Here is a 21,786-nt window from a genome sequence, read left to right as displayed (position 1 = left end):
ATTTCATTGTAAAGGATTTTTTTATGCCCTGATGATAAAAAGACAGAAGATTATGAACATTCAGAGAAAATTAATGCAACGCTAGTGAAAGCACATATGTTTGTGTCGCAGTGTCACGACACAAACATATGTGCATAATCGTTTTGCGACACAAACATATGCGCATAATCGCGGTAGGCTTTTCATACATCGAAAGCGGCAGCTTATTAAGTTAACGGGTGACGATAGCTCAACACAAACATCATGAGGCCGCCTCGGGATGATCGGCCTAATTAAGCTAAAGGGCAGGTCAGTTGGAAGGATTTATTTGTTCTTTCGCGAATAATCTGTATATACGTTCTGAGGGGGTTTTCCCATTTACATATCGAATTTACATTCAAATGGGCTATAATTTTTTAACCCTGATAGAAATAAGTATATAGCATGGACATGGAAAGATGATTGATGTTAGGTTAACAGCTAGAAATATGAATTTCATCTCATGGAGAAATTGGAGATTTTAAAATGTAGAAGGAGGATCGTGCGACATGAAAATCGGTTTGAGCACGTACAGCTTGCTTCCTGCCATTAAAGCTGGAGAAATGTCCGTACTTGACGTGATTCAGTGGATTGCAGACAACGGTGGGGAGCATATGGAAATCGTCCCCTACGGGTTTACACTGGTGGACAATCCGGAACTGGCGGACTCCGTCCGCGAGAAAGCGAAATCGGTGGGAATCGAACTGTCCAACTATTCGATGCCGGCCAATTTCGTTCAAGGTACAGAGGAGGCTTTTGAGGCGGAAGTTGCGCGAGTCAAGCAGCATGTCGATCTGGTGGCCCGTTTGGGCATGAAGCATATGCGGCATGATGTGACGGCCTTTACGATTAGGCCGGAACAGATGACAATCGGTTGGTTTGAAAATAGCCTTCCGCATATCGTGCAGGGCAGCAGGCTTATCGCCGATTATGCGGCTCGATACGGGATTACAACTACCATTGAAAATCACGGTTTCAGCGTCCAAGCGAGCGACCGTGTACAGCGCGTGCTGCTGGCTGTAGACCGGCCCAACTTCAAGACTACGTTAGATGTCGGCAATTTCATGTGCGCGGATGAATCGTCCATTATTGGGGTTAAGAAAAACTTGCCTTATGCCTCGTTAATTCATTTTAAAGATTTCTATTTTCGTCCGTACGATCAGCCTCCGGGAGGCGGTGATTGGTTCAGAACGGCTCATGGCAATTATTTGAGAGGCGCCATTATCGGTCACGGGGATATCGACATTCGCAGAGTCGTTAAACTAATCAAAGAGTCAGGCTACAACGGGTATGCCACCATCGAGTTTGAAGGAATGGAAGAGTGCAGGCTCGGCTCAAAGATTGGCATGGACAATTTGCGCCGACTTTGGGAAGAAGACAAAGTAAGAGTAACAGTTCTTTGAGCTACATAACAAAATGTTTTTAAAAATCATCATATAAAGGATAGAGGACTTCAAAATCATTTGAAATTAGAATGTAGTACGCTATCGGAAAAGAAAGATTAATAAACAGATTACAAAGTAATATTAAATAATAAGTTTCGTTGACGAGCCTATGATTCTACTGTATTTTCATATAGAATTACATATCTTATGTGGTCATCCGTTTTAGCGAACGGAAATGTCCACTTTTTTGTGAAGATGAGGTCAAGGAGTTACATTTGAATGTACGTTGAAACCAGGATCGCATCCCAAACTTCCTGGAAAATCCAGACCCTCACCAGATTGGTGTCAAATGGATCCCTATTTCGATATCCAGAGATTAATAAGGATATTGTTGATTACTATAGTGGTGAACATTACCGCAATTATGTTGAGGAACATGATATTCAACTGAGCAAGTCGTTGCACTAACGGGTACGTTAGTTGAATAACAGAAAAAAGCAGACCAAGACTGTATTGTTCAGTTTTGGGCTGTTTTTTGTTGATGCTCCCACCAAGAATACATTGAATACATGTAAACAATGTGCAGACCTTTATATTTCAAGGGGTTTTCACACGCTCGTTTAGATAACGTTAATTTACTGTCTCTACCCCATGCCCATCAAGCTAAGAGCAAAGAAAAGAATTCACTGGCTTCTTTCTTTTTCTTCATCAGCAAAAGCCTTCGCATCTGAAACATGAGAGAAGAACTAAGCAAAATGGCGATCAACCATAACCATCAAGCTAAGAAATTAAATAGATCCCCAAAACGAAAAAAGCTATTCTTTTTGTAAATAAAGAATAGCTTTTTTTTCGTTTTGGGGGCATTCAAAAATTTTAGCTTGATGGCTATGTGGTGGTACCCCAATAAGATGAGGCAACCTTTATTGGGATACGACCGGTTTGGTGCTAAGATTTCTTTTCCTCACAACCAAAGGTCGACGATAATGCATCCATTCATATAGGAGCGGAATAATCAGCAAACTGATCATCGTCGAACTGATCATGCCACACACGACTACGATTCCCAGTGTTTGTGAGACGATGGTATCTCCGCTGCCGGAGATGCACAACGGGAACAGAGTCAAAATGGTTACCGCCGCTGTCATTAAGACCGGACGTACCCTGGAAACGGTCCCCTGCAGTATCGCTTCCTTCGGATTCATTCCGCTGGCCAAGTTGCGCTCAATTTTATCTACGAGAACGATTCCGTTGGTAGCCACGATGCCCGATAGCATCAACAATCCGACAAGCGCGGCAAGATTCCATTCTCCTCCCCAAACCAGCATGCCGATTATGGAGCCGATAAAAGCGAAAGGAATGCAGACCAGTACGGTCAGCGGCGCTCTCCACCCCCGGAAGACCATGCTTACAATGAGCAGAACCAGTACAATGGAAACGGACAAAGCAATGCCCATTTGAAGGATCATTTGATTCACTTGGGCGGAAATCCCATTAATCGAGTACTTGACTCCGGAAGGTAGAGCCAAATGATCGATAGTATCCTGCACCTGTCCGGTCACCTTTCCAATATCTCTTGAAGTGATATTTGCCGTCACTACTGAGAAGGGGCGTCCTTCCCGTTCTCGTATGACGGATTGTCCGTTTCCGGTACTGACGGATGCGAGTTGATCCAACCGGACGTCTTGACCGTCTTTTCCCTTGAATGTTTCTTTGCCAAGTAAGGTCAGAGTATCTGCATTCGGGCTCCCAGCAGATGAATTTGCGATATTTGAGATGAGATCGGTATGGATGACTAACGGAATCGTTTCCTTATTTCCTGCCCTGACATCGATTCTCATCCCTTCGGACAAATAATTCCGAATCCGCCGGAAGATCGCCTCCGTATCAACTCCTGTTTGCTCTATCGAAGCTTGATTCAGCGATATTTGAACCCTGGGAAGAACTTCTTTGTTGTCGGCCGCCCCCACCACGCTGAGCCCGGGCACAAGCTGGAGCTTACTCCTGATGGTCGTCGCGGCATTGTCCAGCGTTACAGCGTCCGCTCCGGAGAGATCGATTTTGAGCTGTGAATCATTCCCGGAAATGTTTTGGTTCGTTACGGTACAGATCGCACTGCCCGCCAGGGTAGAGAGCCGCTTCTGCAGTTCGGCCGTCATCACATCGACATTCGCCTTTTCTTTAATCGATACCATAATATTGGCGATATTAGCGCCTTGAATCCATCCGCCGCCAGCGTCGAACACATCGTCAAATTGAGGTGTAAACGTGGATCCCAGAACGGAAGAAAATGTCGTAATGTTTGGATCCGACTTCAAGGTTTGTTCCATTCGCCTTACGGTCGCGTCCATTTCCGGCAAGGAAGTTCCTTCGGAGAATTCCAATTGAACGTTAATTTGTCCGATTTTATTGGCGGGCAGAAAATTTACCGGCAGAAAAAACGCGCCTGAACCCGCAATCAAAAGAATCGTAACAAAAGCCGCGATAATCCTCCCTTTTCTTAGAAAAGCCCAGCTTAACACTCGGCGCGAAACGGGTTCAATGGAAACCGCCGAATCGTTCTTCCGTCCTCCTTGCCATAGATGATAAAGAGCCGGGACAACAAACACAGCAACCAAGAGTGACGTTAGGAGTGCAATGACAACAGACCACGCGAATCCGGAAAAAGCGGAACTAATCATGCCTCCGACCAGCGCGATAGGAATGTATACGGCAACGGTTGTTGCCGTGGAGGATACGATCGCGGGTATCATTTCCCTAACCGCTTCAGCCAAAAGCACTGAATTCACTTTCTCCCGCGATTCATGAGCTTTCCGGTACATGTTGTCAAGAATAACGATCGAATCATCAACAACCCGGCCCATAGCCACAATCAGACCGGATACGGTGAGAATGTTCAGACTGATTCCCATCATCTTCAGCAGTCCCGTGGTAGCCAACAGACAAATAGGAAGGGATAGGGCAATGAGCATTGAGGACCGTGCATTCCGGAAAAAGAGAAAAATGCAGACCATCGAAAGCAGACATCCTAACAGCCCTTCTTTGAACAGAGAGTTCAACGAAGACTTCACCTGTTCACCTTGGTCGAAAAGCACAGCCAGGTGGATATCTCCAGGGCTGAGGCCCGGAATGTTTTGGATCCGGTCATGGATCCTCTGTGATACATCAGTGATATTGGATGACGGGGTTTTCAATACATCAAACACGACGCTGGCCGATCCATCGGTCCGGGATATCGTTTTCAGATCAACCACCGATTTCGCAACATCCCCAATGGCGGAGAGAGGAACGACATGTCCATCCGAACCGTGTATGGGCAGCTGCTTCAAATCCTGCTCACTTTGCATCCATACGGAAGCTTGGAGGGGAATGGTCACTTGGGTGCTCGTTATATTCCCCTGCGCCCACGTCCAATGAACCTGGGAAAGCGATTGTTTCACATCGTCTATAGTCAATCCGGCTTTTCTCAAGTCCGCCATCCGAAGGGATAATACATAGCCGTTGCTTCCTGCCCCGATGACGCGTATGTCGCTTACCCCCGGCATGGCCTTCAGTTCATTGATTATTTTAGTTTGAACCGTTGTGCGCAACGTATTTTCATCCACTTTTCCGGGCGGACTGGTAAGACTCAGTCTCATAATCGGAAAGGAACTGGAACTTACCCGGGTTACAACCGGCTTGTCCACATCCGCAGGTAAAGCCACATGATCCAAAGCAGAGGATACATCGCTTTCCGCACGGTCCATACTGTAATCCAAAGGAAAATACAAGCTTATCAAGAGTCCGCCGTCAAAACTGTTGGTCTCTAAGGTTTCAAGACCGTTGACCGTTCGGAATGACTGCTCGATTGGCCCCGAAATGAAAGTTTTTACTTGAGCCGCTTGATAATCCTGAGCGTGAATCGATACCATCAGGGTAGGATTATTGATCGGCGGCAGGTAATCCCGCTGCATCTGGTAAGCGGACACTCCTCCCCAAACCAGAATGAGAACGAGAGAGGTGATGATTAGAACGGTTCGTTTCATTGTCGCTTCAATAAGTTTGTTCATCTTTTGGATTCCCAATCCTTTCTCTAAAATGAATAAAATGTAGGGAAACCCATGTCCTTGAGGCGCATTTGCTCATCAAATTTAATTATTCAGAAACCAAACAAAGAAAGGATTGCGTTCTGCATAATAATAAGAATCGAGTAAGAGAGGACGGCAAGTCCCTCTTCTCACACTACCGTAACTTGCGGGTCGCACACGGTGATAGATGACGCCCATGCTGATGGTACAAAGACTGAAGGCAGCGAATATCGCTGCCTTCTATCCTTTTTAAAACGCTGAATACTTTCTCATACGGTGAGATATCCAAGAGGTTCGAGTGCGAATGCTATACGAGCCTACAGAAATGATTTTCAGAAGATCAGTCGTTTGCTTTTCCGTTATTATTACTTACGACGGGTTCCTGAACCTCATTCGGAAGAAGAACTTTATTGTCTCCCGGATAAGGGGTAGTGAAACCTTTTGTAGCGTACCAGGTTGCATGGTTCAACAGATTCGGATGTTTATCAAGATCATCTTGACTCTTGATACTTTGCGTCGATGCTGCGGCCCATGCTTGTTGTACGGTATTATTCATTGCCGTTGGTTGTGGATTGACCTCATCCAGCGGTATATTATTCTGCAAAACGTTATATGGAGTAAGATCAGCGGAATTCGTAAAGACATCATTCATCGGTCTAGCCGCCCAGTCCATTTGGTTCATAGGTGACAGTCCCAGGATTTGCTCAATGGTACGAACGATGTCAATTTGCGTATAGTATGTGCTATCTACAATGTTTCGTTTCGCGTACGGGCTAATAACGAATCCCGTAGTCCGGTGTCCGTCAACATGGTCAGTGCCGCTCTGAGCATCATCCTCAACAACAAAGATCGCGGAGTCCTTCCAATATGGGCTATGGCTGATGGTATCAACGATTCGGCCGAGGGCTAGATCATTATCGGCTACCTGAGCTCGCGGTGTTGGGAATCCCGGGCTTGTTCCTCCGGTGTGATCTTGAGGCAACGACATCATCACCAGATTGGGCAGATTTCCATTCTTCACGTATCCGGCAAACTCTTGCTGGAAAATATCGGCGCGGTATTGGTCGGGAATGGAAACGCTAGTAAATGCAGGATAATCATGGTTTAATAACCAATTGTTAGAAGGGACATCCGAGGTTGCTTGGTACGTACCGATTGGTGCGTTAAGTGAACCGGATTTTTTTCCTTCCAGGATCTGAGAGTCATTATACCAGTTGAACCATGTTTTAGAATTCGCCCAGTTTATATTTTGGGGTCCGTTAAATTGGTTTGCATATTCTCCATAATTCCGTACCGTACGCCCATGTTTAGTAGCGTTCTCCCATATGAAACCTGCAGGAGAATAAGCTAGACTATCACCACCATAGTAAGGGTAGCCACGCTCTGGACCGCTGTACTCCATCTTCTCGAGATAGCTCGACACGTACGCCTCATCGAGCCACTGATGCCCTTCATCCGAGGCAATCCCGCTCGCGTAGAAGTTGTCTAACAATGGGAATTGTGCAACAAGAGCATGCTCGTTTGGTGTAACCTGCTTGCCAAATTGAACAAGATCAGGAGCACCATTACCCCTTGTGTCATCTCCTAACACTTGGTCATAGGTACGATTTTCTTTGATAATAAAGAACACGTGTTTGATTAGTGATGGATCGCCGATATGCTGGGGTATTGCTATCGTTTGATGATCCTGACCATTGTTGTCTTTATTTTGTGCATTGTCTTGATTTTGGCCATTATCTTCTTTATTGGCATGGTTCCAGTTATTGTTCTTGAATACTTGTTTCGTGTAGTTTTGAATTTCTTCTGATTTCGGAACAGGGATAATGGAAACTGTGCCCACTTGGGAGTAAGCCATTTTAGCCCGGGCGTTTCCGTCACCCAGTGAGCCAATCCCCTTAAGATTCGCAACAATTAAGCGCTGCTGATTGTCCACTGTAACATCGGCTGGGTACCAGCCCGTCGGAATAAGTCCTTCAAAGCTCACCGGTTGGGTAGGTCCTTGCCACTTGTAGACTCCTAAAGCGTTGTTTGTACCCAGACTCACAACCAGCTTTCCATCTCCCGTCATCGTCAGCCCAGTAGGTGTGCTGCCGAAGGGGGCATCTGGAAACGGTTGAATGTTGATTGTTTTGACCAGGTTGTTACTTGTGGTGTCGATAACAGAAATACTGTCACTGTTGGTGTTGGCCACAAATAGGTAATGATCATGTAAGTTCATGTTCGTTGGATGCAATCCCACCGTAATACTTTGCAATGTTTTATGGGTATTCAAGTCAACTACGGAGACCGTCCCGGTCGATGCGGAACCTGACTGTTTATCGGCTACAATGTTTGTCCCGTCCGACTTATTGGTGAAATCACCAGCCGTTGCCGGACGCCCGCCTTCGTTACTCACATACGCCTTGTTGCCTACTACGACCACGCCATAAGGAGCGTTACCCACCGGTATCTCGTCCACAAGATTCTGAGTAGCGATATCGAATACACCAAGTGTGTTATTGCCACTAAGCGCAATATAAAGTGTTTTTCCATCATCGGAGAGAGCAAGACCGACTGGCCAAGGACCGGCCCAGGAAGGACTCGTGCTGCTTTTCGGCAGTTTTACTAATGAATTAAGAGTCAGTGTACCGTCAGCTTTGACATCCGCAATCATGATCTTGCCGCTGGTATCAGAGGCGAACAGTTTGCTGCCGTCCTTCGAGTAGGTGATACCGGAGGGTGGTCCGCCGCTTCTTCCATCCGATATTTTTAATGTCTGTTTCTTCGTGCCTGTCGCGAGATCCACCACAGTGACGAAGTCCGCGCCGGAGGTAAGAAAGGCAGCTGTTTTCCCATCGGGACTTAGTGCGACCGCGTTTGGCCTGACTCCTCCGATCTGAACCTGCTGTCCCGCAGGGGTTAGAACCTGATCAGTTGTTGTAACTACTGAACCATCTGTTTGCTGTCCAACAGTATACGTTGGATATGCGTACTTTGCGAAGGCTACGCTTGAACTGAAAGTTAGTGCTGCTAGCGTAATTACAGTGACTAGCTTTTTCTTGCTCTTAATTTTCATCATTTTCTCTCCTTTTGTTTATCTACAGGCTCAATTAGTCATTTTCTATGACTAATTGAGCCTGTTTTGGTATTATCATGAGTGTTGTTAAAGTTAGCTGGCCCATAGCCATGATCAAGCCGGATACGGTGAGAAGGTTCAGACTAGGTGCTGTAGTTTATGATTTTTATCTCACATTTTTAGGGTAAGGCTGGTTTCCTTTAGTAGCCGCCCATAAAACACGATTAAGCGTATCAGGGTCTGCAGCATCCGGCTTGGAGAAGTCTAAATTCATCGATACTTGCGCCATCGGTGCGTTTTGACCGTTCTTCAGGTCAATTGGATACTGCGGCTGCTCTATCTTGTAAGGAGCAAAGTTCGGATGATTGGTGAACGAATTCAGCATAGGAATGGCGGATGCGTCAAACTGGGTCATCGGCTTCAAACCGAAAAACAATTCCATTGTACGAAGCATGGATGACGTACTATAGAAGGTGCTGTCCACTTTTCCGGTTTGCGTATACGGGCTGATGACAAGCGCTTCAGTACGATGAGCGTCTACGTGGTCCGCTCCTGCTTGTGCATCATCTTCGATTACGAAAATCGCCGTATCTTTCCAGTAAGGGGAATGGCTTACTGCATCCACCATTTTCCCGATGGCAAGGTCATTCTGTGCTACAAATGCTTGCGGTGTATAGGTGCCAGGCTTTGTACCGTTCGTATGATCCCCAGGCATTTGAACGGTTTCTAAGGCCGGGAGATTGCCGTTTTTAACGAATTGTTGGAATTCATTATTCCATTCATCAAAACGTTGAAGGTCCGTATAAGCTAATGTCCAGCCCGGGTAATTCACGTCATTATTGCTGCCAACCGATTTATCGTTCGGTACCCATTGATTCGTAGTTGCATCATTTCTAGTCATTTCGCCGTAGTTGCGGAACGTTAGGCCATGATTCATAAAGTTGTTCCAAATGTGACCGGATTGGGAATATTCAGCCGAATCCTTTCCTTCGTAATCATAGAGATGATCCGATTGACGATAAGATTTTTCTTTAAAGTCATTTGCTATCCCAGACACCGTCCAGTCATGTCCGTCCGGGCTGGCTTCAGCATCAACATAGAAATTGTCTAAAGTGACATACTGTTCAGCGAGTTTGTGAATGTTTGGTGTAATCGACCTACCGAACTCGGTTAAGCTCGGGTCCCCGTTTCCTTTTCCCAAATCGCCTAATACTTGGTCATACGTACGATTTTCCCTGATCACATAAATGACATGTTTAATAGGAGATTTTTGACCTTCAAATTGCGGGATCGGGTTGTTGTCTTCTCCTGTGAACCCTTTCAACCAGCCGTCGCCCTCAACCTTGTAAACCGTGTTATTGTCTTCAACCTGTTTGGTATATTGTTTTAATTGTTTATCATCCGGTATATTAATGAAAGACAGGGATCCTTTAATTAAGCTACCAATATATTGATGCTGTGTATTGGGGCCCGATCCCAATCCCTTTGTGTTGATAACCATCAGTTGCTTGGTTTCTTCATTGATAAACACCCCGGACGGATACCATGCGGTTGGAATCAACCCTTTTACTTCAGGTCCCTTTCCGCTGTCGAGATCAACTACCGCAATATCGTTATTTCCGGCATTGGATACATACATCGTTTTCCCGTCTTGACTTATAGTTAAAGCATTCGGAATAGAACCGACTTGTGCTCCTTTAAAAGGAGCCAATGAAATCTTTTGGATCTCTTGTTGTTTTGCAGGATCAATGATCGAGATTTCGTCACTGTCGGAATTGGCTACATAAATCATACCATTAACCGGATTCTCCGCAATCGCATTGGGGTGCAGGCCTACCGCAATCGTATGTACAACCGACAAATCATTCGGATTTAAAACACTGACACTGCTCTCTCCCCAATTGGTAACATACAGCATACCGCCATTATGGGTAAGAAACGCCGTATAAGGATGGTTTCCTACATTCGTTGTTGCTTTGACTTGTCCCGTAGAAAGGTCGATCATGGAAACGGAATTGTTCATGTTATTGGCTGTGTACAGGAATTTTCCGTCCGAAGAAATGGAGATCCCGGCTGGTGAAAAGGAAGTCATATTCAAGAAAGGATTGAGCGACTGGGCCCCCTGCATCACAATAGGGGCTTTCTCCGTAAGTATTCCGTTATCAAATTGGAACACGGTAATTTTGTCTTTTACGCCTGAGGCATAAACGGTTTTTCCGTCAGGGCTGAATACTACGCCAAGGAATAACCCTTCTGGCGGTTTCACCTCAAATACGACTTTCTGTTGCAGCACGTCTACAACCTGCAGCGATTTCGGTGAACCGTCATTTGAAACAATCAGATATTTGTGGTCCGGGCTAATGGCGGCCCCGAAAGGTTTATTCCCCAAATTTACTTGTGTCCCAGCTGGTGTAAGCGACCAACCGTGACTGTTCACCCCAGTGCCATCTGCTTTGGGACCTGCCACGAGCGTAGAAGCAGCAAAAACACTTCCCGAGCCGAACAGTACCGCAGACAAAGCAACACTTGCAATGATCTTTTTACTTTTGATAGGCTTTTTCATGTTTCGTCTCCTTTTCGTGTTAGATTGTAGAATACAGTTCTAAATAATAGCAGAAAATAATAGAACAGAAATGAGAGAATTGTTAAGGAAAATGAGTATATTTAACTATTTACAGAGATCCTACCAACTTTCAAGTAAAATGATAGTCCATTGGTAGTGGATATTTTTCCTAAATAATCCTATAAAATGGGATATAGTGGTATTGGAAATCGATTTCTGTTGAGTTGTTAAGATTATTCAAATAAAAATGGTATATTTTAACTAGATTTAGGGTTATCTCCAATTTCCAAGAAAATTGGAATTATGCGCCCGTAAGGAACATTCGGATTATCGAACGGGCTCGTCAACAATGGACGGTGCCCTGGTTAGAGTTTGTGAATACCCTGGTTCTTGTCGGTACTAAAGAAAAAATCATCGGGATCATCGTCGTGGCTGATGCGGTGCGTAAAACAAGCGAAGGAACGCTCCAAGCACTTAAATCGGTTGGTATCTCAGAGACCGTGATGTTGACCGGAGACAATGAAGGAACTGCACGAAAAATCGCTTCTCAGACGGGAATTGACCGCTATTTCTCGGACCTTTTACCGGAAGACAAGGTGGAAGCTATCAAACGTATACAAGCGGAAGGAAAAACAGTCGCGATGGTGGGTGATGGTATTAACGATACGCCAGCTCTAGCGACGGCTGATCTCGGAATCGCAATGGGCGGCGCGGGTACGGATACTGCGATGGAAACTGCGGACATTGTGCTCATGGCGATAATCTTGAAAAATTGCCCCATACAATCAAGCTAAGCAGAAAAGCAATAAACGTCATTAAGCAAAACATCTGGTTTTCAATTATTGTGAAGTTAGTTGCAATCCTATTCATTTTCCCCGGCTGGCTTACATTGTGGATAGCAGTGTTAAGTGATACTGGTGCTGCGCTTCTGGTCATCTTGAACAGTATGAGATTACTACGCATGAAAAATTAAGTTGAAGTCGATTGAATGATTTCGGCGCTACCAAACTTCATAGTTTAATTAATTCTTCGGGATGGCTTTGAAAAATCTATTGATGAAATAGGATTTTAGATTCCAAATGGAGAATTATATTTAAGAAAATTTCATATATAGCAATTAGGGGTTTTGGTGCAACTATTAAAATGGATCAAAGATAGTCGCCTTATTGTTATTTGACTATGCTGATAAACCAAACATTTTATGATTAATTGTACTGCAGAAAGGACAGACGAATGAATGCATTCGACCTGCCCTTTCTTTATCATATGCATGACTTCGATTTTTATCGACGGTGATCACGCGCGGCGATTGATTGTGTGGTGAGGTCAACGCTTTCTTGAAGAATCGTCTGGCCGCGAGAGCATCTCGATTTTCAGAAAGCATGAAATCAATCGTATTTCCGTTTGAATCCACTGCCCTGTAAAGATATTTCCATTGTCCTTTGACTTTGATGTAGATTTCATCCGTTCGGTAGGAATCGTTGGTCAGTTTTAGAAAGAGACGAATTCGCTTGTCTAATTCCGGCCCAAATTGGTGAACCCATCGCATGATGGTTGTATGAGCCATGTGTAGTCCTCGTTCTTCCATCATCTCTACTAGATTACGATAACTAAGGCTATATTTTAAATACCATCTTATTGTCAGCAAGATAATCTCTGATTCATACTGCTTCCACTTAAACAAATCTAATTCCGTTTTCAATGTAATATCCCCATCTCATGACTTCATTTCAATCATGTTATCATGGATTTAAGAGCTTTGCACCACAACCTTCCACCTTGAATACGCCCTCTCTACGGCTAATTAGGCAAGAGGCTGGTGCAGCAATCAGAGCAGGATTAATCTCCCATGAGTGCTTCCCGTAAGGGAGCGACATCTGAGATGCACCGTGATCGTTGGAGTCAGACTAACGGTTGGGCTCTAAGGCACCATAGCTCATCGACCTTCCTCTCCCAGCCGTAGTAGCAGTATTGACTGATTCCGCGCCCCATTTTCATCATCTGTGGTGCGGCGCTTGCGCTGCATGTATGGCTAACGGGAACAATAGCTTAACAAAGGACTCTATCCAAAAAGATGAAGGAGCTGCCAGCGCGCAGCTCCTTTTACTTCTTCGCGTCTTTGTATAATATATCCTGATGCAGATCCTTATTTCGTCTTGTTCTTGTTCATCTCCTCCAGTACTTTACCGAAGTATGTTTCGCTAGCTAAATTATACACGGGCAATATATCAATGATATTCGTTATTAAGAACATTATTACCAATGAGATATCGTACACATTAGGATTTTCACAGAATTTTAAAGAATTTGTTACGATACAACCTTAAAAGTCTTTTATTTGTTCGTTATAATGAATATTAGTAAATGCCAGCATAGATTTTCTGACAACAGTATAATAAAAAAAGTAAAGGAGAAACCATGAAGATAATCACTAAATTGTTACCTTCTTTATCTTTGAAATTAGCCGTTGTAAGTATGATTTCCGTACAGGCGATCGGATTTCTGCCTTCCGTTCCAACCACATCTAGAGCCTATGCTGCAGAACCGGCAGCTTTAGTTCCTTCTGCACCAACAGCAGCTCCTGCAACAAAAGCCACTTGGGTCTGGTATACAGCAGAAGCCTTCAAGAATTTGGATGTCACCTTCAACCAAATGCAGGCCAATGGGATTAACTTAGTTTACCTACAGCAGGACGTAGATATTCCTAATGACAAGTACGCCGCTTTCATCAAAAGAGCCAATTCGCTCGGAATCGAAGTTCACGCCTTAGCCGGTGAGCCGAATTGGGTTCTTCCGGAAAAGCAGATAAAAATGTACAAGTTCATTGATTGGGTGAAAAACTATAATCTCAGTGTAAAACCCGACGAACGGTACAAAGGAATTCATTTGGATGTAGAGCCCTTTACGACCAAAGAATGGCGTGATGATCAAGATAAGATGCTTGGGTACTGGAGAGACACTGTGACCGGTTTTGTTCAGGAAACGAAGTTGGAAACCGGACTGCCGACCGGGGCGGATATTCCTTTTTGGCTTCACAAGTTCACCGTTCCTGATGGCCATGGAGGTAGATATACGCTTTCCAAATTTATGATCAGCCAATTCGATATCACAACTCTGATGGCTTATCGGGATAATACGAGGGAAATCATCGATGTCGCCTCCAACGAGCTGAATGAAGCGGAAGCTTTGGGTAAACCTCTCCTTCTGTCTGTAGAAACGCTGCAGAATCCCGACAGCTTCATCACTTTTTATGGTAAGGGGAAAAAGAAGCTTAACATGGAAATGGGAGACTTAAACCAGAATCTGAAGAACCGGAAAGCATACAAGGGATACGCAGTGCATGAATTTAGCGCTTGGACCAAAATGGAGGATTAAAAGTAAGAGTTTTTCCTAGTGCTGGTTTCTGAACTAACGGGAGTTAAAACAACAAAAGAGGTGTCTTGCGGTCGCTGCACTAACTAGCAGTTAATCATTGTAAAATAGTATAATTATATAAGAAGAACTAAGTATCGGCCCGGCAAGCCCAGGGGTCTGGCCTATTCCGCAGCCGCCAACAGGGATCGCAGGTCGAGCGAGGCGTTGAACTCACCAATCGCCAGTCGGCCGTCAGGGGTCCGTGTCCATTCAGACGGGTCACGGTCACAGGTCAGCTCAATGCCTATCCAATCAGGATTATGCAGGTAGAGGGCAAAGCTCACACCGTGATCCACCGCGCTGTCAAGCTGGACGCCATGAGCCGGCAGCCGCTTCAGCGCCCGGCCGAGTTCGCGCTGGCTTGGGTAGAGGATAGCGAAGTGGAGCAGGCCCGTCGTTCCCGGGCCTGGCGGCCTACCACCCGCACTCTCCAAGGTATTCAGTACCAGGTGATGATGGTAGCCTCCGAAGCTCAGGAATGCAATACTGTTTCCCAGCCGGTTCACCAGATCAAAGCTGAGGACCCCTGTGTAAAATCGAATGGAACGCTCGAGATCAGACACCTTCAGGTGGACATGGCCAATCTGGGTGGCCGGATGAACACCACTCATACATCTGCTCCTTTCAAGTCTTGTTTGGTTCGGTTCAATACATGAAACTGTGGGTCATATGTGCGACAAGAAAGCTGGGATCGTTTCAGGAGAAACGGTCGTCGGTTGTGTCCCTGTTGCGAAAAGGACTTCTAGATTCGCTGGGGGCAGGCCAATCTGCTTACTGAAGACTTCCAATTCCGTATCTGAATAACGCGCTTGTCATCGTTCAAGACAACTACATTCGGGTATGAAACTGGTTTTTGTAGGGAGAATATAAAAGTTGATAAAAGTAGATGAGTTGGCGACTGATTTGTATGGATTTCATTCCATAAAACATATGCGCTATAATATAAAAGGAAATATTTCAAAGTAAAATGAGATTAAAAAAAGAAAGGTGGAATTAATCATGAAGAAAAGACAATTAGGAATTTCATTAGAAGTCTCGGCTCTTGGTTTAGGTTGTATGGGAATGTCTGACTTTTATAGTGGGCGAGATGAAGCGGAGTCAATTTTAACTATACATCGAGCTTTGGATTTAGGAGTAACTTTTTTAGATACCGCAGATATGTATGGTGTTGGTAAAAATGAGGAGCTTATCGGTCGTTCTATAAAAGGTCGACGTCATGAGGTTGTTCTTGCCACAAAATTCGGAAACGTTAGAGGAGAAGACGGATCTTTCCTCGGTGTAAATGGCCGTCCTGAATATGTGAAGGCTGCATGTGACGAGAGTCTTCGTCGCTTGGGCGTAGATCATATCGATTTATATTATCAGCATCGTGTTGACCCGAACACCCCAATTGAAGAAACTGTCGGCGCCATGGCAGATCTTGTTCATGAAGGTAAAGTCCGATATTTGGGCTTATCAGAAGCTGCACCAAATACAATTCGCCGTGCTCATTCCGTTCATCCAATTACTGCACTCCAGACGGAATACTCCTTATGGAGTCGGGATGTAGAAGACGAGATCCTTCCTACATGTCGGGAATTAGGAATCGGGTTTGTTGCATACAGTCCGCTGGGAAGAGGGTTCCTGACGGGCGAAATTCAACGTTTTGAAGATTTGGCACAAGATGACTATCGTCGTTTTTCTCCACGCTTTCAGGGTGAGAACTTTCAAAAAAATTTGGACCTGGTTAAACGAATCAAGGAAATAGCTGAGGAAAAAGAATGCAAACCTTCCCAATTAGCATTGGCGTGGTTACTGGCGCAAGGAGACGATATTGTTCCGATTCCGGGTACAAAGAGGAGAACTTACCTAGAGGAAAATATTGAGGCAATGCGAGTCGAACTGACAACTGACGAATTAACGCATATAAACGATGTAGCGCCTAAGGGTATAGCTTCAGGAACTCGTTATCCTGAAGCCTCGATGAAGTCGGTTAATTTATAAAAATGAATCTTTCTCATAATTAGGTTTCTATATCAGGATAGACTCTTATAGGACCTTGGAATACAAATTTTGTATTTCCGGGTCCTTTTTCCTATGGTGAAATTGTCTAGAATCTGAGTAATTTAACGACTGTTTTTTTAACTTGCCAAAACAGATAGCTAGGAGAACCGTATCATATAGAAAAACTGAATCATTGCGCTAACGGATGACGAGAGATCAATACACATCATGATTAAGGCTGCCGGCATGTTCGGCAGTCTTGCTGACGGGCAGTAATGTAAAATGAACAAAGTTTTGATTTGTAGCGACATTTGCGTTCCATCATGAAAAAACCGTTCCCGCTAAGGAATGTCAAAGATATGGGACTTCCTGAACAGCTATTCGATAATCACCGAAGCGTTCTTCTCTTTATTCGCGCCCTGTTTGCTTCTACGCAGCAGCAATGAGATGGCTGCACCTACGGCAGCGAGTATGCTCGTGACAATGAAAATATCGTCCATCGCTTGCACAACGGCACGCGTCTGCAGTTGACCATTCAAATACAAAAGTGTCAATAGATAAGCTTGATCGGTGGATTGGCCTGACGCCGCGAATGCGGTTTGCAGATTATTGACGCCATTCGCGACGGTAGGGGAGAATATGTTCATTTCATCAGATAAGGTGGCGGCATGGTATGTCGTCCGCTGCGACAGAAGAAGCGCCATCCACGCGATGCCGAACGACGCGGCAACCTGCCGCACCGTATTCGTAATCGCCGTACCTTGACCGATCTTGTTCATCGGTACGGTGTTCATCCCGGCAGTCTGGACCGGCATCATCATAAAGCCGATGCCTACTGCGCGCAGGACGAACCAGCCGATGAGCGTCGTATTTGATGTGTTTACGTCGATGAAGTGATTCAAATAAAGCGAGTACGCGGCGATCGCAAGCCCGGTGAAAGCGAGCGGGCGCGCTCCGATTTTGTCGAACAGGTAGCCGGCAATCGGCATCATGATGCCTGATATAACCGCCTGTGGAAGCAGCACCAAGCCTGTCTGAAGTGGCGTCAAACCTGAAATATTTTGCAGGAAGATCGGGATAATGAACAGTCCGCCCATCAGCACAACGGTGGCAATGATCGACAATAACTGGGCAATCGTGAACGTGTAATTGGCCAGCAGGCGGAGATCCATCATTGGCGCGTCGGTGGTCAATTCCCTAATGACAAACAGCGTCAGGCTGAACACAGCAATGATGAGGAAAGAGACGACCTCCGGATTGCTCCAGCCTTTACTCGCCACTTCTCCCAACCCGTATAGCAACGTAGAAAATCCGATCGTCGAGAAAAGGAAGCCCGGCAAGTCGAATTTCTGCGTGGACAACGTTTGCGTCTCCTTTAAGGCGGCAGTGGCGAGGAAGAAGTTAATGACGCCGATCGGTAAGTTAATGTAAAAAATAAGGCGCCAGTTCGAGTATTCCACGATATAGCCGCTGAGGGTGGGGCCTAACGCCGGCGCGAACATGATGGCGATGCCGAACATGCCCATCGCAAAGCCGCGTCGCTCCGGCGGAAACATGCGGAACATCATCGCCATCGATACAGGCATGAGCGCGCCGCCGCCAATGGCTTGAATGATGCGGAAAACAATCATCGAGCCGTTGCTCCAAGCCGCTCCGCATAATCCGGAGCCGATAGTAAAGATGACAAGGGCGTACAAAAATACTTTCTTATACCCCAGCCGATCGCCCAAGTAGCCTGTAACCGGTACAAGCGCTCCCACGACGAGTGTATATGCTGTAAGCACCCATTGAATGTCGGTCTGCGTTACGCCGAATACGGCCATCATTTTAGGGATGGCGACGTTTACGATGCTCGTATCCAGAATCGCCATGAATACCGCAATGATGATTGCCAGGATCGATAAAATTGGCACTTTGCCAGCGCTCGGCTGCGGTACCGAATACTTAGCCTGTACAGCCGAGGCGGATACTTCCGGCGAAGGTTCTTCACTCGGCGTCGGCTTAAAGTCGGCTGATCTTGCAGATATTACAACAGGCACAGGGCTTTCAACCGAAGTTGTCGTCGCGCGCGATGGATTCGTACTCTCCCAATCTTCTCTTTTGTCCGTCATTCATCAGCATCTCCTTATTGCCCTAAGGTTGCCCCACATAACAAGCGTCAAGCCTTTCTTTCGCGGATTCCGTAACAGTGGGGGAAACTGCAATAGCGATGGCCCATCCAGATGATTTGAATTATCCGGTTTCTGAGGGAATTGTAAGTAATGTTGCTCGGCAATTGGATAGCCGCTATACAAAACTGATTCAATTCAATACCGCTATTAGTCCCTATAACCAAATGTGGTCCGCTAAATGATATCAACGGTAAGTTACTTAGAATTGTCGATGCTTAGCGCTGTCACTCTGTTTTATTACATGCTTAAATGCTACCGTGTCGGTAATTTTAGCCAACCTCATACGTTAATCTACCCATAAGTATAATCTCTATTCAATTCAAAGCATTGAATTTGAGCAAGCAGGAATAAGAAAGAATTTCAAAATGATTTTTATCTAAGACTATGTTAAATCTTATTGTTGATTCCGGCTTAAAAGTTAATCGCCTTCTAAGAAAAGCGGTTAATGGAGCTAACGGATTACGAAAGTGGAGGAGCTTGTGTCAGACAGCTCTTCTTTTGGTTCATTGGAAGTAACGGGCAGGACAGCATGATAATAGGTTTTGGAATACAATTATGATCAATTGTACTCTGGAGGAAAAATGAGTGATATAAGCCAAGATCAGCTTGAAAAAATATTGAAGCAGTTTGAAACTTCAGAATTACGAAAAGCCCTAAATTTAATACCTCCCTACAGTATTGCCAGAGCCATTGCTTTCGCCATTAATGAGCCTGATGATACCTTAGTCAGTGAAATTTTGGTTAGACCGACCGCTTTACATTGAACATTGCGGCTGCAGCAAGCGCAATAACGAGTCCCATCGTTTGCCACAATATCAGTCTTCGTCGATCAAAGCATCACCCAACGGAACAAGAAGAACCAGCCCCAACGCATAGCCGAGTTGCGTTGCAACTGGTATGAAGTTAACGCTGCTGCTCCACGATGTTCTGAGAGCCGGTAAGGCACGCTATATAGGGGCATCCTCGATGTATGCTTGCAGTTCCTTAAAGCGCAGCATGTCGCCGAACGCAACGGCTGGACTCGATTCGTCTCGATGCAAAATTATTTGGACTTGCTGTACCGGGAAGTAGAAAGGGAGATGCTGCCGCTTTGCCGGGTAGAGCGGATCGGCGTCATTCCTTGGAGCCCACTTGCGCGCGGCCGTATAACTCGAGATTGGGATGAACAAAGTGCCCGGTCGTAGACGGATGAATTCGGAAAATCGCTCTATGCGAAAACCGCCGATGCTGACCGTAAAGTAGTGGACCGTGTCGCCGAGATCACCTCGATTCGGGGCATTCCGCACGCGCAGGTCGCACTTGCGTGGGTGCTGCAGAAGGAGCCGGTGACGGCGTCGATCGTCGGAGCGACCAAGCCGCATCATTTGGAGGATGCCGTCGCCGCTTTGTCGGTGAAACTGACGTCCGATGAAGTCGCGAGCCTGGAAGAGCCGTATGTGCCTCACTTAATCATGGGCGGGTTAAACTAACGTTGACGAATTCTATATACAACATCACGAGGCTGTCGCGGGATCGATTGGGCAGCCTCGTAAGCTATTGGGCAGTTTTGTTCAGTGATTTTCAATGAAAATACTTCTTTACAATCGTACGTATATTAATGCTAAGTTAATTATTTCTTGAATTTTTTTAACGGATAATGTAAATTAGTTGCATGACTATTAAACTAAAAGAAGAAGATGAAATCAGAGTTCGTATATTCAAGGCATTGGCCGACCCGACAAGAATCGAAATCATCAGAATGCTTTATCAAACCAAGCAAGAAAAAAGCTTTGGCGCTGTAGGAGAAAAATGCGAAACGCCAAAAGCAAATATTTCTTATCATTTTCGTACGCTTAGAGAGGCCGGTTTAGTTAAAATCCGGCAAGAGGCTCAAACGAAGTTCGTTACTCTAAATATGGAGGTGTTTGAAAGGTACATGCCTGGGTTCCTGAATACCCTGTAATTTCAGGTTCTTTTTTTGTTCTTTAGTCAAATTGTTGTTTGACAAATATACATACGAGAGGTGCTTGTCATGTCAGCTGTAAAAGGAAAAGAACTTCGGTTAAAAAACCGCCCTAACGATCGCGTTCGCATGGAGGATTTTGGGATAGCAACAGTAGAGATACCGGAAGTGCAGGACGGCCAAGTGCTTGTCAAAAACAAGTTTCTTTCTCTGGACGCGGGAATGCGCTTGCGAATGTTGGATTTGAACATGCCGATTCCCTTATATGCGGTTGGTGAACCTATGTACGGAGATGCCGGTCGGCGAGGTTATCGTTTCCAAGGATGCTTCCTTGCAGCCGGGCGATATGGTGAGACATCAAATGGGATGGCGGGAATACGCGCTTGCTGATGCCAGTCAGTTCCGTAAAATAGACGCAAGCCTATTTCCGACACACCTCTTATGTTGGGATGCTTGATGTTGCAAATTTGCAATCGGGCGACACCGTCTTTGTATCCAACGCTGCGAGCTCTGTGGGCATTTTAGCAGGCCAAATCGCCCGCTTGAAAGGAGCAAAAAAAGTGATAGGTTCTGCCGGTTCCGCCAGTAAAATCGATTATCTCGTCAAGGAACTGGGGTTTGACGCCGCTTTGGATTATCACGATAGCTCCTTCAAAGATAATCTTCGTGATCTCGCACCTGATGGAATTGACGTTTATTTTGATAATGTCGGAGGCAAGCAGCTTGAGGCCGTAATCGACGTCATGAACCCGTTTGGCCGTATTGCGCTATGCGGTGCGGTGGTGTCGCCGGATGGGGCATTTGAAGGTGTTACCAATCTTGTGCTTGCTATAGGCAAGCGGCTTACACTCAAAGGGTTTAATGTGATGGATCACTTGAGTCGCGGGCCCTCATTTCAAGCAGAGTTCAGCAAATGGCTAGCAGAAGGGGCAATCAAATATTCGGAAACTGTTATCGAAGGTATCGAGCTTGCGCCGCAATCGTTTGTCGATCTTCTTGCGGGAAAATTCTTAGGTAAAGTTGTCGTCAAACTCTGAGGGCCGAGTTCAACTTTCAGGGTCCCTCATTAGGATAGGACCAACATTTCCCCATATATTTGCGATTATATTCCCTCGGCAAATAAAGAGCACGGCGATTCTGAGCCGACTATTCATTCAACTAACGGGTACGATAGCGTGGTGATGGGTTTGA

Annotated in this window: 13 protein-coding genes and 3 pseudogenes; 10 read left to right on the top strand and 6 right to left on the bottom strand. The window is 45.5% G+C overall.

Annotation, left to right across the window (positions count from 1 at the left end):
• Nucleotides 1–527 precede the first annotated feature (527 nt).
• Nucleotides 528–1,421, top strand: a complete 894-nt coding sequence (locus tag O9H85_RS30610) for a sugar phosphate isomerase/epimerase family protein (RefSeq protein WP_269885189.1) — start codon at nt 528–530, stop codon at nt 1,419–1,421.
• Between the two features lie 902 nt (nt 1,422–2,323).
• Here the strand turns inward: O9H85_RS30610 and O9H85_RS30605 are convergent.
• The 3 genes from O9H85_RS30605 to O9H85_RS30595 all read right to left on the bottom strand — a co-directional run bounded on the left by O9H85_RS30605 (nt 2,324) and on the right by O9H85_RS30595 (nt 11,085).
• The gene (locus O9H85_RS30605) at nt 2,324–5,449 is read right to left on the bottom strand and encodes an efflux RND transporter permease subunit (protein WP_269885188.1); all 3,126 of its coding nucleotides are present in this window, start codon (nt 5,447–5,449) and stop codon (nt 2,324–2,326) included.
• 358 nt (nt 5,450–5,807) lie between these two features.
• Nucleotides 5,808–8,522, bottom strand: coding sequence for an alkaline phosphatase family protein (locus O9H85_RS30600; protein WP_269885187.1), 2,715 nt, complete (start codon nt 8,520–8,522; stop codon nt 5,808–5,810).
• A 166-nt stretch (nt 8,523–8,688) separates the two neighbouring features.
• The gene (locus O9H85_RS30595) at nt 8,689–11,085 is read right to left on the bottom strand and encodes a bifunctional YncE family protein/alkaline phosphatase family protein (RefSeq protein ID WP_269885186.1); all 2,397 of its coding nucleotides are present in this window, start codon (nt 11,083–11,085) and stop codon (nt 8,689–8,691) included.
• Between the two features lie 344 nt (nt 11,086–11,429).
• Between O9H85_RS30595 and O9H85_RS30590 the strand changes: the two are divergent.
• Nucleotides 11,430–12,058 (top strand): annotated as a pseudogene (locus tag O9H85_RS30590) (heavy metal translocating P-type ATPase); the annotation flags it as partial.
• Between the two features lie 297 nt (nt 12,059–12,355).
• Here O9H85_RS30590 and O9H85_RS30585 read toward each other — a convergent pair.
• Nucleotides 12,356–12,787 (bottom strand): annotated as a pseudogene (locus tag O9H85_RS30585) (IS6 family transposase); the annotation flags it as partial.
• Between the two features lie 716 nt (nt 12,788–13,503).
• Between O9H85_RS30585 and O9H85_RS30580 the strand changes: the two are divergent.
• Nucleotides 13,504–14,460, top strand: a complete 957-nt coding sequence (locus O9H85_RS30580; protein ID WP_269885185.1) for a hypothetical protein — start codon at nt 13,504–13,506, stop codon at nt 14,458–14,460.
• A 161-nt stretch (nt 14,461–14,621) separates the two neighbouring features.
• Here O9H85_RS30580 and O9H85_RS30575 read toward each other — a convergent pair whose 3' ends face one another.
• Nucleotides 14,622–15,110: a VOC family protein gene (locus O9H85_RS30575; RefSeq protein ID WP_269885184.1), complete on the bottom strand. Its 489-nt coding sequence runs from the start codon at nt 15,108–15,110 to the stop codon at nt 14,622–14,624.
• Between the two features lie 388 nt (nt 15,111–15,498).
• Here O9H85_RS30575 and O9H85_RS30570 point away from each other — a divergent pair, with 388 nt between their 5' ends.
• Nucleotides 15,499–16,482, top strand: a complete 984-nt coding sequence (locus O9H85_RS30570) for an aldo/keto reductase (RefSeq protein ID WP_269885183.1) — start codon at nt 15,499–15,501, stop codon at nt 16,480–16,482.
• A 377-nt stretch (nt 16,483–16,859) separates the two neighbouring features.
• Here the strand turns inward: O9H85_RS30570 and O9H85_RS30565 are convergent, their stop codons facing one another.
• Nucleotides 16,860–18,593 (bottom strand): DHA2 family efflux MFS transporter permease subunit, encoded by a 1,734-nt coding sequence (locus O9H85_RS30565; RefSeq protein WP_269885182.1) that lies wholly within the window; start codon nt 18,591–18,593, stop codon nt 16,860–16,862.
• Between the two features lie 641 nt (nt 18,594–19,234).
• Between O9H85_RS30565 and O9H85_RS30560 the strand changes: the two genes are divergently transcribed.
• The 6 genes and pseudogenes from O9H85_RS30560 to O9H85_RS30540 all read left to right on the top strand — a co-directional run bounded on the left by O9H85_RS30560 (nt 19,235) and on the right by O9H85_RS30540 (nt 21,632).
• Complete coding sequence (locus tag O9H85_RS30560; protein WP_269885181.1) at nt 19,235–19,417, top strand: hypothetical protein; 183 nt, start codon at nt 19,235–19,237, stop codon at nt 19,415–19,417.
• 151 nt (nt 19,418–19,568) lie between these two features.
• A pseudogene (locus O9H85_RS30555) lies at nt 19,569–20,122 on the top strand (aldo/keto reductase); the annotation flags it as partial.
• Between the two features lie 182 nt (nt 20,123–20,304).
• Nucleotides 20,305–20,595 carry an ArsR/SmtB family transcription factor gene (locus O9H85_RS30550; protein ID WP_269885180.1) on the top strand — a complete coding sequence of 97 codons (291 nt, stop codon included), beginning with the start codon at nt 20,305–20,307 and terminating at the stop codon, nt 20,593–20,595.
• A 69-nt stretch (nt 20,596–20,664) separates the two neighbouring features.
• On the top strand, nt 20,665–20,985 hold the full coding sequence (locus O9H85_RS30545) for a hypothetical protein (protein WP_269885179.1): 321 nt from the start codon (nt 20,665–20,667) through the stop codon (nt 20,983–20,985).
• Nucleotides 20,942–21,052: a hypothetical protein gene (locus tag O9H85_RS37985; RefSeq protein ID WP_409348225.1), complete on the top strand. Its 111-nt coding sequence runs from the start codon at nt 20,942–20,944 to the stop codon at nt 21,050–21,052. Before O9H85_RS30545 ends, O9H85_RS37985 begins: the two co-directional genes overlap by 44 nt.
• The gene (locus O9H85_RS30540; protein ID WP_269885178.1) at nt 21,045–21,632 is read left to right on the top strand and encodes an MDR family NADP-dependent oxidoreductase; all 588 of its coding nucleotides are present in this window, start codon (nt 21,045–21,047) and stop codon (nt 21,630–21,632) included. Before O9H85_RS37985 ends, O9H85_RS30540 begins: the two co-directional genes overlap by 8 nt.
• The last annotated feature ends 154 nt before the right edge of the window (nt 21,633–21,786 follow it).

Origin of the sequence: Paenibacillus gyeongsangnamensis, assembly GCF_027533625.1 — a bacterium.
Taxonomy (GTDB): Bacteria; Bacillota; Bacilli; order Paenibacillales; family NBRC-103111; genus Paenibacillus_G; species Paenibacillus_G gyeongsangnamensis.
Note: the sequence above shows the minus strand (reverse complement) of the source record. Positions and strands in the feature narration are given on the sequence as shown.